The organism is Pseudomonas sp. BCA17, from assembly GCF_004519405.1.
Lineage (GTDB): Bacteria > Pseudomonadota > Gammaproteobacteria > Pseudomonadales > Pseudomonadaceae > Aquipseudomonas.
Genome location: NZ_SGWI01000002.1, coordinates 452751 through 469122, shown reverse-complemented (window position 1 = coordinate 469122; position 16372 = coordinate 452751). Strand labels below are relative to the sequence as shown.

14 protein-coding genes and 1 pseudogene are annotated in these 16372 nt (G+C 60.8%); 7 read left to right on the top strand and 8 right to left on the bottom strand.

Annotated features, from left to right (window positions below):
• Positions 1-27: 27 nt before the first annotated feature.
• Together EXW71_RS11015 and EXW71_RS11010 are read right to left on the bottom strand one after the other, a co-directional pair.
• Positions 28-3123, bottom strand: a complete 3096-nt coding sequence (locus EXW71_RS11015) for a multidrug efflux RND transporter permease subunit (protein ID WP_134658583.1) — start codon at positions 3121-3123, stop codon at positions 28-30.
• Positions 3120-4286, bottom strand: a complete 1167-nt coding sequence (locus EXW71_RS11010) for an efflux RND transporter periplasmic adaptor subunit (RefSeq protein WP_134658581.1) — start codon at positions 4284-4286, stop codon at positions 3120-3122. The genes EXW71_RS11015 and EXW71_RS11010 overlap by 4 nt, the downstream gene beginning before the upstream one ends.
• 214 nt (positions 4287-4500) lie before the next feature.
• Here EXW71_RS11010 and EXW71_RS11005 point away from each other — a divergent pair, with 214 nt between their 5' ends.
• Both EXW71_RS11005 and EXW71_RS11000 read left to right on the top strand, forming a co-directional pair.
• Positions 4501-4734 (top strand): hypothetical protein, encoded by a 234-nt coding sequence (locus EXW71_RS11005; RefSeq protein WP_134658580.1) that lies wholly within the window; start codon positions 4501-4503, stop codon positions 4732-4734.
• Between the two features lie 168 nt (positions 4735-4902).
• Complete coding sequence (locus EXW71_RS11000; protein WP_256657114.1) at positions 4903-5694, top strand: transporter substrate-binding domain-containing protein; 792 nt, start codon at positions 4903-4905, stop codon at positions 5692-5694.
• A gap of 64 nt (positions 5695-5758) precedes the next feature.
• Here the strand turns inward: EXW71_RS11000 and EXW71_RS10995 are convergent, their stop codons facing one another.
• From EXW71_RS10995 to EXW71_RS10975, 5 genes are all read right to left on the bottom strand, one after another.
• Positions 5759-6502, bottom strand: a complete 744-nt coding sequence (locus EXW71_RS10995) for a YkgJ family cysteine cluster protein (protein WP_134658578.1) — start codon at positions 6500-6502, stop codon at positions 5759-5761.
• Positions 6503-6609: 107 nt separating this feature from the next.
• Positions 6610-7092 carry an N-acetyltransferase gene (locus tag EXW71_RS10990; RefSeq protein ID WP_134658576.1) on the bottom strand — a complete coding sequence of 161 codons (483 nt, stop codon included), beginning with the start codon at positions 7090-7092 and terminating at the stop codon, positions 6610-6612.
• 3 nt (positions 7093-7095) lie between these two features.
• Positions 7096-7998 (bottom strand): chemotaxis protein CheV, encoded by a 903-nt coding sequence (locus EXW71_RS10985; RefSeq protein ID WP_134658574.1) that lies wholly within the window; start codon positions 7996-7998, stop codon positions 7096-7098.
• 112 nt (positions 7999-8110) lie between these two features.
• Complete coding sequence (locus EXW71_RS10980) at positions 8111-9085, bottom strand: D-glycerate dehydrogenase (protein WP_123714651.1); 975 nt, start codon at positions 9083-9085, stop codon at positions 8111-8113.
• Positions 9086-9147: 62 nt separating this feature from the next.
• Positions 9148-10116, bottom strand: coding sequence for a LysR family transcriptional regulator (locus tag EXW71_RS10975; protein WP_123714652.1), 969 nt, complete (start codon positions 10114-10116; stop codon positions 9148-9150).
• A gap of 183 nt (positions 10117-10299) precedes the next feature.
• Between EXW71_RS10975 and EXW71_RS10970 the strand changes: the two genes are divergently transcribed.
• From EXW71_RS10970 to EXW71_RS10955, 4 genes are read left to right on the top strand one after another with little or no spacing between them, the layout of a single operon-like run.
• A complete protein-coding gene (locus EXW71_RS10970) occupies positions 10300-11811 on the top strand; it encodes an efflux transporter outer membrane subunit (protein ID WP_134658572.1) in 1512 nt (503 codons plus the stop codon).
• Positions 11812-11821: 10 nt separating this feature from the next.
• Positions 11822-14011: an FUSC family protein gene (locus tag EXW71_RS10965; RefSeq protein WP_134658570.1), complete on the top strand. Its 2190-nt coding sequence runs from the start codon at positions 11822-11824 to the stop codon at positions 14009-14011.
• Complete coding sequence (locus EXW71_RS10960; protein ID WP_060753889.1) at positions 14001-14201, top strand: DUF1656 domain-containing protein; 201 nt, start codon at positions 14001-14003, stop codon at positions 14199-14201. The genes EXW71_RS10965 and EXW71_RS10960 overlap by 11 nt, the downstream gene beginning before the upstream one ends.
• A 10-nt stretch (positions 14202-14211) precedes the next feature.
• A complete protein-coding gene (locus EXW71_RS10955; protein ID WP_134658568.1) occupies positions 14212-15075 on the top strand; it encodes an HlyD family secretion protein in 864 nt (287 codons plus the stop codon).
• Positions 15076-15190: 115 nt separating this feature from the next.
• Here the strand turns inward: EXW71_RS10955 and EXW71_RS10950 are convergent, their stop codons facing one another.
• On the bottom strand, positions 15191-15820 hold the full coding sequence (locus EXW71_RS10950) for a dual specificity protein phosphatase family protein (RefSeq protein ID WP_134658566.1): 630 nt from the start codon (positions 15818-15820) through the stop codon (positions 15191-15193).
• A gap of 205 nt (positions 15821-16025) precedes the next feature.
• Between EXW71_RS10950 and EXW71_RS10945 the strand changes: the two are divergent.
• Positions 16026-16358, top strand: a pseudogene (locus tag EXW71_RS10945) (transposase); the annotation flags it as partial.
• Positions 16359-16372: the final 14 nt, after the last annotated feature.

The window sequence follows — 16372 nt, the reverse complement described above, 5'->3', positions numbered from 1 at the left end:
CCATTGCTCCAGGACGGGGCCTCAGCCTCAGTGTGGCGTCGCCAGCTCAAGCGCTGGTTTGGGCCGGTGAAAAAACTTCTCGAGGTACAAGTATATGACTGGCGTGGTGAACAGCGTCAGCGCCTGACTCACCAGCAGGCCACCCACCACGGCAATGCCCAGTGGTTGACGCAGTTCGGCACCCGGGCCGGAACCCAGCATCAACGGCACCGCGCCGAGCAACGCGGCGAGGGTCGTCATGATGATCGGCCGGAACCGCGTGACACACGCTTCGTAGATCGCCTCTTGCGGTGGCAGCCCGCGCACGCGCTGGGCTTCCAGGGCGAAGTCGATCATCAGGATGCCGTTTTTCTTGACGATACCGATCAGCAATACCAGGCCGATCAACGCCATGATCGAAAAGTCCTGGCCCAGCAGCCACAGCATGATCAGCGCGCCGAGGCCTGCCGAGGGCAATGTGGAGATGATCGTCAGCGGGTGCACGAAGCTCTCATACAGCACACCCAGAATAATGTAGACCGCCACCAGCGCCGCGAGGATCAGCCACGGTTGGCTGGCCAGCGAACTCTGGAACGCCTGCGCCGCGCCCTGGAACGTACCGATCAACGTTGCGGGCATACCGATTTCATTCTTGGCCTGGTTGAGCATGATGACCGCATCACCCAATGCAACGCCGGGCGCCAGGTTGAACGACAGGTTGGCGGCCGGGAACATGCCGTCATGGCTGATGGACAACGGCCCGACGCTGGGCGGGTCGACCTTGGCCAGTGCCGACAGTGGCACCATTTCGTTGGTCAGCGGCGAGCGCAGGTAAAAGTAGTTCAGGCTTTCGGCCTTGCCGCGCTGTTGGCTGTCCAATTCCAGGACCACTTGGTATTGATTGATCTCGGTCTGGAATTCGTTGATCTGGCGCTGACCGAAGGCATCGTACAGCGCCTGGTCGACATCGGTGGCGGTCAGGCCGAAGCGCGCGGCGGCCTGGCGATCAATACTGATGTGGGTGATGCTGCCGCCCAGTTGCAGGTCGTTGGACAGGTCCCGAAAGGCCGGGTTGGCACGCAGTTTTTCGGTGAGGCGTTGGGTCCAGGTGTTCAGCGTCGGGCCGTCATTGCTCTTGAGGACATATTGGTACTGGGCGCGGCTGGGGCCGGAGCTGAGGTTGATATCCTGGCCTGCGCGCAGGTACAGCACGACGCCCGGCACCTTCGCCAACTTGGGGCGGATGCGGTCGATGAACTGGCTGGCGGACACATCGCGATCACCGCGGTCCTTCAGGGCGATCCAGAAGCGGCCGTTGGCGATGGTCTGGTTGCTGCCGGTCACGCCCACCGAATGGGAAAACGCTTCCACTGCCGGGTCGGCCTTGACGATCTCGGCCAGGGCCTTGTGCTTGGCGACCATGTCCGAGTACGACACGTCGGCCGCCGCCTCGCTGGTACCCAGTACAAAGCCGGTGTCCTGCACCGGGAAAAAGCCCTTGGGGATAAACACATAGCCGACCACGGCCAGGGCCAGGGTCACCAGGAAGATCGCCGCCATGCTGCGTTGATGGGCCAGGGCACGGCGCAGATTGCGCGCATAACCGGCCAGCAGGCGTTCGCTGAAGCCGGGTTTGTCGTGGGCGTGGTGGTGCGGTGCACGCATAAACAGTGCGGCCAGGGTGGGCGCCAATGTCAGCGAAACCACCACCGAAATCAGAATGGTCGAGGTGGCCGTCAGCGCAAACTCCTTGAACAACCGCCCGACCACGCCGCCCATGAACAGCAGCGGAATAAACGCCGCCACCAGCGAGAAGCTGATGGACACTACGGTAAAGCCAATCTCGCCGGAACCCTTGATCGCGGCTGCGCGTTTGTCGAGACCCGCTTCCAGGTGGCGGTGAATGTTCTCCACCACCACGATAGCGTCGTCAACGACAAAACCCACGGCGATCACGATCGCCACCAACGTGAGGTTGTTCAGGCTGAAGCCCAGCACATACATCAGCGCGAAACTGGCGATCAGCGACACGCCGAGCACGCTGGACACAATCAGCGTCGCCGACAACTGGCGCAGAAACAGCGCCATCACCGCCACCACCAGCAGGATGGCGATCATCAGCGTCACTTCCACTTCATGCAGGGACGCGCGGATGGTCTTGGTACGGTCGGTCAACACGCTGACGTTGACCGAGGCTGGCAGCATGCCTTCCAGGCGCGGCAGTTCGGCCTGGATACGGTCCACGGTCTCGACGATATTGGCGCCCGGCTGGCGCGAAATCACCAGGTTGACCCCGGGCGTATCGCCTGACCAGGCTTGTACGTAGGCGTTTTCCGAACCGTTGATGACTTTGGCGATGTCACGCAGTTGGACCGGTGAGCCGTTCTTGTAGGAAACGATCAGTTGGCCGTATTCGTCCGGGTGAAACAACTGATCGTTGGTCGACAGCGTCGACACGCTGTTTTCCCCGTAGATGGCGCCCTTGGCCAGGTTCAGGCTCGACTGCTGGATGGCCAGGCGCACGTCTGCGAGGGTCAGGCCGATGGCCGCGAGTTTATCCGGCGAGGCTTGAACGCGAATCGCCGGGCGCTGCTGGCCGGTGATGTTGATCTGGCCGACGCCATCGATCTGGCTGATCTGGCGGGCCAGCAGGGTTTCCACGTAGTCGCTCAGTTCGGTGCTGGGCATGCTGTCGGAACTGACGCTGAGAATCAGCACCGGGCTGTCTGCCGGGTTGACCTTTTTCCAGGTCGGCAGGCTCGGCATGTCCCTGGGCAGTTTGCCGGACGCGGTGTTGATCGCCGCCTGCACTTCCTGCGCGGCGGTGTCGATGCTCTTGTTCAGCGTGAATTGCAGGGTCAAGAGGCTTGAGCCCAAGGCGCTGCTGGAGGTCATCTGGGTCACGCCGGGGATGGCACTGAATTGCACCTCCAGCGGCGTCGCGACCGATGACGCCATAGTGTCCGGGCTGGCTCCGGGCAGGGTGGCCGTGACCTGGATCGTCGGAAACTCCGCTTCCGGCAGTGGGGCGATAGCCAGGCGTGGGAAGGCAATCAGCCCTAGTAGCACCAGGGCGAAGGTCAGCAGCAGGGTGGCAACCGGGTGGTCAACACACCACGCGGAAGGTGAGCGGCTGCCGCTCATGGTTGCACCTGCTCGTCAGCGGTCTGGACCACCTGGGGCGGTTCCTTGAGCACCTCCACCTGAGCCCCCGCCTTGAGCCGCGACTGACCATCGCTGACCAGCACGTCCCCCGCCTGCACACCCTTGATGATGTTGATGTCGCTGTTCTGATAGGCCACTTGCACCGGCACTACTTCGACCTTGTCACCCTTGACCCGGTACACGAAGTGCGAATCCAGGCCACGCTGCACCACGGTCGGCGGCACCACCAGCGCATTTTTGTCCAGGGCGGTCTGGATCTTGATGGTCACCAGTTGCCCCGGCCACAGGCGCTGGGCGGCGTTGTTGAACTCGGCTTTGGCGCGCAGGGTACCGGTGGTCGAGTTGATCTGGTTGTCGATCAGGCTCAAGTGGCCTTCGCCGAGCAACTCGCCGGTCTGGCCGTCGGTGTCGGCGCCCGTATAGACGTCGACTTTGGCCTGGGCAGGCGCGGCGATCAAACCTTGCAGGGTCGGCAGCATTTGCTGCGGCAGGGAAAATTCGACGGCAATCGGGTCGATCTGGGTAACGGAGAACAGGCCTTGGGCATCACTCATACGCAGGAAGTTGCCCTCATCCACGGTGCGAATACCTACGCGGCCGCTGACTGGCGAGCGAATCTGCGTGTAGGAAAGTTGTACCTGAGCCGCGTCAATCGCGGCCTGGTTTCCCTGGGCGGTGGCCTTGAGCTGATTGACCAAGGCTTGTTGCTGGTCATAAGTCTGCTTGGATACGCCGTCGTCAACGCTCAATGCCTTGTAGCGCTTGAGGTTGACCAATGCCACCTGCAACTGGGCCTGGCTTTCTCCCAACTGTGCCTTGGCCTGGTCGAGGCTGGCACGGATCGAGCGATCATCAATGGTCGCCAGCAGGTCACCTGCCTTGACCAACTGGCCCTCCTTGACCAGCAGCCTGGTAAGAATGCCGTCGATTTGCGGGCGAATCACCACGCTGTGCAGCGACAACACCGAGCCGATGCCACTGACAAAACGCGGGACATCCTGTTGTGCAACGCTCACCACACGCACCGGAATGGCAGCCGGTGCGGCCAGTTTGGTCTTGGCTGGCCGGGTCGATACCCAGGCCGCAACCGCCAGCACCAAAAGAACGCCCACCATCAGGACTGTGTTTCGTTTTATTTGCATAGGTGAGGCGCCAGGGCAAAGTATCGGAAGAATGAAAGCACCTTTATAGCCCGCCGACCGGGTCAGCAAAGTGACCGCTGTCTGACAGCGCTGTCAGTTAAGGTCCGACCATTCGTATGACAATAGATAAAGATACGAGGGCCGCAGGTATACTGCGCACCAGTGTGGCCTGCAAGCCGGCCTCACTCCATTTTTTGCCCGCTCCGGAGCTTTCATGACTTCCCCGACCCTACCCCCTGTTGAAGCGACCGACCTCGTTGATTCGGCCAACGCCGACGGCGTTGAAAAAGCCGAGATCCCGGCTTTCAAGTTCCCTTTCAAGCCAGGTGAATTGGCTGGGGCCAAAAATGCCGGCCAGCCTTGGTACAAGGGCGGTGCCAAGAACGGGCATACCAAGACGCCAGGTATGGCCCCACCGGGTACTCGCCGTTCTATGGGTAAACGTTAAGAGTAAAAAATCGGCAGCATTACCGATCATTGCCTACGCCAATAGCTGAAATTTCGCATTGTAGGCCCGCGGACCTTTCTTGAAAGCTTGCACCGTATCCGCTCCGCTCCGGCTGTTTTTGCCGGGACGGAGTGAGAAGAGGCTGGTTTTTCCGGAAAGGATGTCCCCGTGATACTGAAACAGCTCTGTGTTGTGTTAGCCGTATTGGTGCTGCTCGTGATGTTCAGCACCGCCACCGCCAGTGATCCACCACGCCGCGAAATCCGTTTCGCCGTCGCAGCCCATTTCCCGCCTTTTCAAAGCCGCGATCAGCACGGCCATCTGGTGGGGCTGAACATCGAATTGGGTAACGCCCTGTGCGTGCAGCTCAATGTGCGTTGTACCTGGGTTGACCAGGTTGTCGTGGAAAATTTCCCAGCCCTTGAAGCCCGACAGTTCGATGCGATCATGGGCATCGCGCCTACATCGGCGCGGCGCCAGTGGGTGAATTTCACGGATGATCTCTACCCGATCACTACCCACCTGGTAGCCCGTAAGTCATCGGGTCTAACCCCTGATCGGCGGTCGCTCAAGGGCAAGCGTGTCGGCGTGTTGGTGAAGAGTAATCGTGAAGCCTTTGCCCTGTCGCAGTGGGCGCCGGCGGGGGTGATCATCAAGAGTTTCTGGCTCAATGACCAACTGGTTCGCAGCCTGGTCGCCGGCGACATCGATGCAACCCTGCAAGGGAGCGTGGAAATTCGTGAAGCGCTGCTCGACACACCCGACGGCCTGGGCTTCGATTTCCTCGGCCCCGTCGTCTCGGCGCAACTGTTGGGCGACAGCGTGGCGATTGCGCTGCGCAAACCTGATACGGCGTTGCGCAGCGAACTCAACCGCGCGCTCGAACAACTGATGCAGAACGGCGAGTACCGACGCATCCTCCAGTCTTACCATCTCAATGCGCTGCACGCCTGTCCGTGATGGCTGTTGATACCGTCCGCCGCGTTTACGCAGGGATAGCCGACCGGTCAGGTCGGCGCCACGCTCAGTCGGCGCGCAACGAGATGAATGCGTAGTTGGCTGGCACCTCGGTGGCAATTTGTGCCCCAGCCTCCAGCACCTGTTCGGCGATATCCATCCCGGACACATGAAATACCCACTCATTGGCCACGCACGGCTGATCGACCGCCCACTCGATCGCATGGGTAAAGGCATGCATGTCCGGTAGGTAGGCCGTAAACCCATCACCTTTCAGCGCTGTGGTGCGAATGCCGAGCAGGGCGCACACCGCTTCTTTGGTCTGTACATCATCACGGTCCGCCTGGCGTGAGCGGCGGATGAGCTCCGCCAACTCCGAGTCCATCAACTCGCCGCCGACGATCAGGGCCGGGCCCTGCTCCCAGGATTCCGGCGGGCACTCCTTGGCCGCCGGGTTCAGCGGAATATGCGGGTTGATTTCCATCGGGTAGATACGACACACCAGCGGCCGACGCTCGTAGATAACGCAACGGTTGTCTTCGTCAAGATTCCGGCAGCGTCCGGCGTTGTAGGCGGCAAAGGTGATTGCCACGAAGGCTTCGGTACTGCCGCTGGGCACCACCACCGAACGGCGCTCGGCATGTTCGCGTTGCTGCTGCGGCAAACCCAGGCCGCCGGCCAGGAAACCCTCGACAAGAACGATGACGCTACCGCCATCCGCCGCCCATTGCCGGGCTTCGTCGAGGGTCAGGGGGACATGGTGGTCGCTACAGCATTTGCCGCAACCTACGCAGGAAAAATGAGTGTTCATGGCAGAGCTTTCACCAGGCAAGGTAAGAGGGCACGCAGGACGATGACGGGTTTTTACCTCTATCCACCGCTCGGGCTCTCTTGAAGCAAGTTACACGCCAGCGCCTGTCAGGCCTCTGAAACTTCACCGCGCAGGACAAATTTCATGCCTGCGCTTTCATATAACTGCCGCGCGCGGAGGTTGCTCTCCAGCACCTTGAGGTCCACATAGGGTTCGCCGCGCTGCTTGAACACCTGAAAGGTATGCAGCAACAGCGCCCGGCCCAGCCCCTGGCCTTGGGCGCTGGGGTGGATAGACAGGTTCTTGATAAAGGCGCTGGTCCAGCATTGAGCCACGCCGAGTACGCCGGTGCCGTTACTGGCCACCAGGCACAGCGTCGGGTCGAACTCGGCGTCCGTGACGAACTGGTGTTGCCATTTCTCCAGGTTGGCCACGCGGCCACCGCCCTGGCCTTGGGTCAGGCACAAGACCGAATGGATGGCCGGGGCCAGTTCGGCGCGGTAATGATCCAGCAGAATATCCCTCGGCCACTGCGGCGCGGGCAGGCTGCCCGTGAGGTCACGGCGCAGCAGCTGGAAGAACGCACTCATGCTTCAGAGGCCGTTTTGCGCCACGCTCTGTGCGGCGATCACCAGGCATTTGGTCAGCTCTGGCGAGGAGAACTTGGTCAATACCGAGTTGGCACCGGCCAGGCGAGCTTTCTCGCTGTTCATCGCGCTGTCGAGAGAGGTGTGCAGCAGCACGTAAAGGTGCTGGAAGTCCGGGGTTTCGCGCAAGGTGCGGGTGAGGGCGTAACCGTCCATTTCGGACATCTCGATGTCCGACACCAGCACGTTGATCTGCTGGTCTGTGCCTTGCAACTCCAGCAACACATCAATGGCTTCCTTGGCGCTGCGTGCGGTATGGCAGGTCAAGCCGAGGTTGCGCAGGGTATGCACCGACTGTTGCAAGGCAACCTGGCTGTCATCCACCACCAGGATGCGGGCATGGCCCAGTACTTCGGCTTCTTCCATGGTCAGGTCGGTCGGCGCCGCTTCAATCGGGGCCGGGGCGATGCCGTGAATGACTTTCTCGATATCCAGCACCTGCACCAACCCGCCTTCCACTTGGGTAACGCCGGTGATAAATGCACGATTGCCACCGGAGCCATAGGGCGGTGGGCGGATATCGGTCGTCAGGCAGTGCACGATCTTGCTCACCGCCTGCACATGCAGGCCCTGCTTGGAGCGGCTCACATCGGTGACGATCAGGCATCCGCCGTCCGGGTCCTGCAGGGGCATTTCACCCAGGGCACGGCTCAGGTCGATCACCGACAACGAAGCGCCGCGCAAGGTGGCGATACCTTTGACGTGGGGGTGGGACTCCGGCAGCCGGGTCAACGGCGGGCAGGGAATGATTTCACTGACTTTCAGCAGGTTGATCGCCATCAGCTTGCCGCTGCGCAAGGTAAAGAGCAGAAGCGAGAGTGAGTCTGCGCGGGCTTTGTTGGTGGACATAAAAACCTTCTGTGGATCAGGGAGGGTGATCTATAGAACGTTATCGACTTGGGGGAGCCAGGCTTTAGCCGGATTTTGTTTCGGACCTGCCGCTCCCCCTATTGGATCTATGTCAGCCCTTCCAGACTTGTGGGTTGACCAGATCCTGCGGACGTTGCCCCAGCAAAGCGCTGCGCAGGTTGTCCAGGGCACGGTTGGCCATGGCTTCGCGGGTTTCATGCGTCGCCGAGCCGATGTGCGGCAGCGTCACGGCATTGCTCAGTTGGAACAGGGGGGATTCAGCCAAGGGCTCCTGTTCATATACATCCAGACCGGCACCGCGAATGCGCTGGTTTTGCAAGGCTTCGACCAGCGCCGGTTCATCGACGACCGGCCCTCGGGAAATATTGATCAGGATCGCACTGGACTTCATCAGCCCCAGCTCGCGAGCGCTGATCAGATGACGGGTTTTTTCGCTCAACGGCACCACCAGGCAGACGAAGTCGGCCTCGGCCAGCAACTGGTCCAGGCTGCGAAATTGCGCGCCCAGCTCTTGTTCCAGCGCGACCTTGCGGCTATTGCCGCTGTACAGGATGGGCATGTTGAAACCCAGCCGCCCGCGCCGGGCGATCGCCGCGCCGATATTGCCCATGCCCACAATACCGAGGGTCTTGCCATGCACATCGCAGCCGAACAATGGCGCGCCGACGCTGGCTTTCCATTGGCCGGCCTTGGTCCAGGCATCCAGCTCAGCCACGCGGCGTGCGCTGCTCATCAGCAGGGCAAAGGCCAGGTCGGCGGTGCTTTCGGTGAGTACGTCGGGGGTGTTGGTGAGCATGATCCCGCGCTCGTTGAAGTAGGGCACGTCGTAGTTGTCGTAGCCCACCGAGACGCTGGACACCACTTCCAGTTGGCTCGCCCCTTCAAGCTGCGCGCGGCCCAGCTTGCGGCCCACGCCGATCAGGCCGTGGGCGTGGGGCAGGGCTTCGTTGAACTGAGCATTGATGTCCCCGCGCTTGGGGTCGGGCACGATCACCTCGAACTCCTCTCGCAGGCGTTCGATCATGGGTGGGGTGATACGACTGAAGGCGAGGACGGTCTTTTTCATTGCAGGCGGGCTCATCGACTACGGGAGAATGCCAAGCACGCTAACATTCCTGCCGCGGGTTGTCAGTTCGCCAGGCGCACACCGCCCACACTGCCGCTCAACTCGTACGCCGCCAACTCCGCCTGATGCGCCGCGAGAATCTCCGGCAACGAACCGCGCAGGTATTCCACCCAGGTCTTGATCTTTGCATCCAGGTATTGGCGCGAAGGGTAGATGGCGTACAGGTTCAGCTCTTGCGAGCGGTAGGTCGGCATCACCCGTACCAACGTGCCGTTGCGCAGCCCTTCGATGGCGGCGTACACCGGCAGCAGGCCGACGCCCATGCCGCTGGTGATCGCGGTTTTCATCGCATCGGCCGAGTTCACCAGGAACGGCGAGGTGTTGACCGCCACGCTTTCCTGGCCTTCGGGGCCATTAAAGGTCCATTTATCCAGTTGGATCACCGGGCTGACCAGGCGCAGGCAGGCATGGTTGAGCAAATCCTGGGGGCGTTGCGCGCAACCCTTGGCCTTGACGTAATCCGGCGAGGCACAGGCGATGCTGTAGGTGATGCCCAGGCGTTGGGACACAAAGCCTGAATCCGGCAGCTCGCTGGCCAGTACGATCGACACATCGTAGCCCTCGTCGAGCAAGTCCGGCACACGGTTGGCCAGGGTCAGGTCAAAGGTCACGTCAGGGTGGGTACGGCGGTAGCGGGCAATGGCGTCGATCACGAAATGCTGGCCGATGCCGGTCATGGTGTGCACTTTCAGCTGCCCGGCGGGGCGCGCGTGGGCGTCACTGGCTTCGGCCTCGGCTTCCTCTACATAGGCGAGGATCTGCTCGCAGCGCAGCAAATAGCGCTTGCCGGCTTCGGTCAGCGCGATGCGACGGGTAGTGCGGTTCAACAAGCGGGTTTGCAGATGGGCCTCAAGGTTGGAGACCGCGCGCGAGACGTTGGCAGTGGTGGTATCCAGTTGCGCGGCGGCGGCGGTAAAGCTGCCGGCTTCGGCGACACAACTGAAAGCGCGCATGTTTTGCAAAGTGTCCATGGAGTGTTCTCAAGGGAGATGACAAATTGTGACAGAAAGTTGCGCCGTCCAGTGATCCCTACCAACGGATTATCGCCTGAACGGTAACAAAGATTCACAGGAATGCCAGCTTATCGTCCTGCATGCCGCCGCCTAGAATTGCGCCACCTTCCCCGCATCACCCACCTCAGGAATTCGCTTGCCGTGCCGTGCCGCATCAGCAGAGAGCTGAAGACTCTCAGTGTTTTGGCTTTATCGTTAGCAATCAGCGGCTGCATCGGAACCGGAGGAATCGCCCCACAAGGCCAGGTCCTCAATGCCAATACCCTGGCCACCGACGAAGCCATCCAAAGCGCCGCCGAGGACGCCCACTGGCCCACCGCCCATTGGTGGCAAGCCTACAACGACCCGCAGCTGAACCGTTGGGTCGAACTCGCCACGCAAAACAGCCCGAGTATGGCCATGGCTGCCGCGCGGGTGCGTGAAGCGCGGGCCATGGCGGGGGTGGCGGAGTCGGCCGAATCGTTGCAGATCAACAGCGACACCACCCTCAAGCGCCACAACTGGCCCAAGGATCAATTCTATGGCCCGGGCGAATTGAGTGGCGCGAACACCTGGGACAACAGCTCCACCCTGGGCCTGAGCTATGCGCTCGACCTGTGGGGCCGTGAAAGCAACACCACGGAACGCGCTGTCGACCTGGCCCACATGAGCGCCGCCGAGGCGCGCCAGGCCCAGCTCGAACTGCAGAACAACGTGGTGCGCGCCTATATCCAGCTGTCGCTGCACTACGCCAACCGCGATATCGTCGCCGCCACGCTAGCCCAGCAACAGCAAATCCTGGAGTTGGCCAACAAACGCCTGAACGCGGGCATCGGCACGCACTTCGACGTCAGCCAGGCCGAAACCCCACTGCCGGAAACCCACCGCCAACTGGACGCCCTGGACGAAGAAATCGCCCTGAGCCGTAACCAACTGGCGGCGTTGGCCGGCAAAGGCCCGGGAGAGGGCGCGACGTTGCAGCGCCCGACGCTGTCCCTCGCCGCTCCGCTGAAACTGCCGTCCACGCTGCCCGCGCAATTGCTCGGCCAGCGCCCCGACGTGGTCGCCAGCCGCTGGCAGGTCGCGGCCCAGGCTCGAGGTATTGATGTGGCCCACGCCGGTTTCTACCCCAACGTCGACCTGGTCGGCAGCCTCGGCTACATGGCCACCGGCGGTACGATGCTGGGTTTTCTCAGTGGGCAGAAATTCAACTACACCGTCGGCCCGGCGATCACCTTGCCGATCTTCGACGGTGGTCGCCTGCGTGGGCAATTGGGCGAGGCGAGCGCCGGTTATGACATCGCCGTGGCCAGGTACAACCAGACCCTGGTCAATGCGCTCAAAGGCATCAGCGACCAGTTGATCCGCCGCGAGTCCATGGACAAGCAGGCGGCCTTCGCCGCGCAGTCGGTGGCTTCGGCGCAGAAAACCTACGACATCGCGATGATCGCCTACCAGCGCGGCCTCACGGATTACCTCAACGTGCTGAACGCCCAGACCCTGCTGTTCCGCCAGCAACAGGTCGAGCAACAGGTGCAGGCCGCGCGCTTGAGTGCTCACGCCGAACTGGTGACCGCCCTGGGCGGCGGCCTCGGCGCTGGCGGCGACGTGCCGCAACCGGCCAAAACCCTCCCGAGCAAGACCCCGGCGGCGCTCGCCGTGTTTGACCACTGAGTAGGATGTGATGACTCCTTTGCCTGCACCGTTGCGCTGGCTGCATTCCCTTGAGTGGCGCCGTGGTTTCTTCGACTGGGCACGCAGCGACGGCGTGACCTGGGTCTACATCTTCAAGGTACTGATCGCCGCGTTCCTTACGTTATGGCTGGCCATGCGCCTGGAACTGCCGCAACCGCGCACGGCGATGATCACCGTCTTCATTGTGATGCAACCGCAAAGCGGCCAGGTGTTCGCCAAGAGCTTCTACCGTTTCCTCGGCACCCTGGCGGGGTCAGCGGTGATGGTCTTGCTGATCGCGCTGTTTGCGCAGAACACCGAACTGTTCCTCGGCGCCTTGGCGATCTGGGTCGGCATCTGTACCGCCGGTGCGACGCGTAACCGCAATTTTCGCGCCTATGGTTTCGTGTTGGCGGGCTACACGGCGGCAATGGTCGGTTTGCCCGCCCTGGCCCATCCGGAAGGCGCCTTCATGGCGGCGGTGTGGCGTGTACTGGAAATCTCCCTGGGCATTCTATGTTCCACGCTGGTCAGCGCGGCGTTCCTGCCGCAAACCTCCAGCGCGGCGATGCGCAATGCCCTGTACCAGCGTTTCGGCGTTTTCGCCTTGTTCGTCACCGATGGCCTGCGTGGGCGCAGCCAGCGCGAAGGCTTCGAGGCCAGTAACGTGCGTTTTATCGCCGAAGCGGTAGGCCTGGAGGGGCTGCGCAGCGTCACCGTGTTCGAAGACCCGCATATGCGCCGGCGCAATGGTCGCCTCAGCCGCCTCAACAGCGAATTCATGAGCATCACCACTCGCTTTAACGCCTTGCACCAATTGTTGGAGCGGCTGCGCACGGATGAGGCCGATCACGTTGTGGCGGCGATCAAGCCGGGTTTGCAGGACCTGGCCGAAGTGCTCGACGGTTTTTCCGGTCGCGCCCTTACCAGCCCTGACGCCGCTCGCCTGGCCAACCAACTGAGCGCCTATAAGGACGGCCTGCCGGCCAAGGTACGCAGCCTGCGCGCGACCTTCCAGGAGGGCGAACCCACTGAGGCCGAGCAGTTGGATTTCCACACCGCCTACGAGTTGCTGTACCGCTTCGTCGATGATCTGCACAACTACGCGTTGACCCACGCCTCCCTGGCCGACCACCGCCACGCGCGGGAAGACTGGGACGAGCCCTACACGCCGAAAACCAACTGGCTGGCCTGCGCCGCCTCGGGAATTCGCGCGTCGTTCATTCTCGTCGTGCTCGGCAGTTACTGGGTGGCCACCGCCTGGCCAAGCGGCGCGACCATGACCTTGATCGCCGCCGCCACGGTCGGGCTGTCCGCGGCCACGCCCAACCCGAAACGCATGGCTTTCCAGATGGCCTGCGGCACCTTGATCGGTGCGCTGGTGGGCTTCGTCGAAATGTTTTTCGTATTCCCGTGGATCGACGGCTTCCCGCTGCTGTGCACGATGCTCGCCCCCGTCATCATCTTCGGCGCGTTCCTCGCTTCACGCCCGCAATACGCCGGCGTGGGCGTGGGCCTGCTGATCTTCTTCAGCACCGGCTCGGTGCCGGACAACCTCACGATCTACAACCCCTACACCTTTATCAACGACTACATCGCCATGGTCATCGGCATGCTGGTGTGCGCGGCGGCGGGGGCGATCATTCTGCCGCCCAACAGCCGCTGGCTGTGGCGCCGCCTGGAGCAGGACCTGCGCGAGCAAGTGGTGTATGCGATCAGCGGCAAGCTCAAGGGCCTGGCGTCGAGCTTTGAAAGCCGCACCCGTGACCTGCTGCATCAGGCGTACGGCCTTGCTGTCGGTCAGCCGCAGGTGCAGCGCGACCTGCTGCGCTGGATGTTCGTGGTGCTGGAAGTCGGCCACGCGATCATCGAGTTGCGCAAGGAACAGGCGATCCTGCCGGTGCACCCGGCGTATGCCCAATCCCAGCCGTGGCGCCAAGCGATACGCGTGATGGGCCGCTCGCTGGTGCGACTGTTCCTGCAACCCAGCGCGAGCAACCTGGAGCGTGGCCTGGTTGCCGTCGACCACGCCATCAGTCGCGTGCAAGCCACCGACGAACCCTTCGCCCCGCACTTCGACACCTCGGCCCTGCGCCGGGTGAAAAGCTATCTGCACTTTATCCGCACCTCGCTGCTGGACCCGCAATCACCACTGGCGGCGCTCAAAGGCGCCACGCAAGGAGCCACGCATGCCCCGTGAAATCGCGTTCCACGGCCTCTACATGCCGACCATGACCCTGATGTTCCTGATCGCGGCGGGGCTGGCCTGGGGCGTGGACCGCTTCCTGGCCGGGTTCGACCTGTACCGTTTTTTCTGGCACCCGGCGTTGTTGCGCCTGAGCCTGTTCGTTTGCCTGTTCGGCGCCCTGGCGCTGACCGTCTACCGTTGAGAATGCCCCGATGAAAAAGTTTTTCAGTCTGCTTGCGACCTTGCTGGTGTTGGCCCTGGCCATCTGGATTGGCCGCACGCTGTGGGTGCACTACATGCAAACCCCGTGGACCCGCGATGGCCGTGTGCGCGCCGATATCATCAACGTCGCCGCCGACGTGACCGGCGAAGTGGTGGACGTGCCGGTGCGTGACAACCAACTGGTTAAAAAGGGCGACCTGCTGATGCAGATTGACCCCGAGCATTACCGCATCGCGGTCAAACAGGCGCAATCGCTGGTGGCCTCGCGTAAAGCCACCTGGGAAATGCGCAAGGTCAATGCCCACCGCCGTGCCGACCTCGACGCCCTGGTGATCTCCAAGGAAAACCGTGACGACGCCAGCAACATTGCCGACTCGGCATTGGCCGATTACCAGCACGCATTGGCGCAACTGGAAGCCGCCGAACTCAACTTGAAGCGCACTCAAGTGGTCGCGGCCGTCGACGGTTATGTCACCAACCTCAATGTGCATCGGGGCGACTATGCGCGCATCGGCGAAGCCAAGATGGCCGTGGTGGATATGAACTCGTTCTGGGTCTATGGCTTCTTCGAGGAAACCAAGTTGCCCCACGTCAAAGTCGGTGACAAAGCCGATATGCAGTTGATGAGCGGCGAGACGCTCAAGGGCCACGTGGAAAGCATCTCACGGGGTATCTATGACCGTGACAACCCCGAAAGTCGCGAGTTGATTGCTGATGTGAATCCGACCTTCAACTGGGTGCGATTGGCCCAGCGGGTGCCGGTGCGGATTCATATTGATGAAGTACCGGAGGGAGTGTTACTGGCGGCGGGGATTACTTGCACAGTGATTGTTCGAGAAAATGGCCGATATTGATCGGCCGATTATAATGGGGGAGGGCGTCGACTCTAATGTTTTATAGATAAATTTTAGTTATGTGCAAGTTTGTTTTTGTATAAAGGTTTAGGGTGTGGGTTTTGAGTAATGTAGTCTAAAGCTCAGGCTTGCCTCCTGGGGGCGGGAGTGTTATGTCGGTTGGGTCGGGAAGTTCTGGTTCGCCTACGCCGAGTTCTTTTGCGAATAGGCGTAGTCTCGTTTCTTGTCCGGCAGTTTCTGCTGTAGATGCTTCGATTAAAGCATTTAGTTCCGCTCGCGAACTCTCGTTCCTGGGAAGGTTGTAAATTTGCCAGGCGGTCCACATGGTGCCTGTCCTACCCTCACCAAATCCACAATGAATTAAAACGTTATGCCCTTTCGCTATCGCATCCTGGATCGCCGTGCAGCCGAGGATCAGATCGTGGTTAGTTGGAGTTCCGAAGTCCATAACGGGTAAATGAACATGAATTACGCCAGCGTTGGTCAGTTCGAGACATCCCAATAAAGTATAGGGGGCATTGTGGTTTAGACTGATTACTAGTGCTATAGCATATTGTTGTAAAATCGCAACTGCAGCACTGTCCCAGTAAGGAGGAGTGTCGACATTACCATTGTAGTAAGGCTGTGAGCTTCTAAAAACTCGTGTACCTTGAGGATCAAGGGTTACCCAGTTATTGAATACTGCATTTCCAGTTTGAGGTAAGTTTTGTGTGTATCCGGGAAGACCGCTGGCAGGCTTGTTCATATTGTTTCTCCAGTGAGAATTTTTTAACAGCTCAGTTACAGCTCAGATATTAATGAGTGTGCCGGTGGCGTCTACTGTCAAAGTTGACAGGTAGGAGGGGAGAACCGATGAGTGGTAGATCTTTGATAGTGCATCTAGAGACACTCTGAAAAAGACTTTCTAATTTGGCAAAATCTCCGAACACCAGTTGCCGGGCTTTTCGATGATGAAACAGATGACCTTCGCTGACGCCCAGTACGCCAGTAAGTGCAAGCAAACCCGTAAGGAGTTGTTCCTGATCGAGATGGATCAGGTAGTGCTCTGGAAGGGCTTGGTTACCCTGGTCGAGCTACATTATCCAAAGGGTGAAGACGGTCGTCCGGCCTATCCACTGATGGCGATGCTGCGTGTTCACCTGATGCAGAACTGGTTCGGTTACAGCGACCCGGCAATGGAAGAAGCGCTGTATGAGACGACCATCCTGCGTCAGTTTTCAGGATTGGGCCTGGAGCGAATCCCGGACGAAACTACCATTCTCAACTTCCGTTGCTTGTTGGAGACACGTAAGCGCTC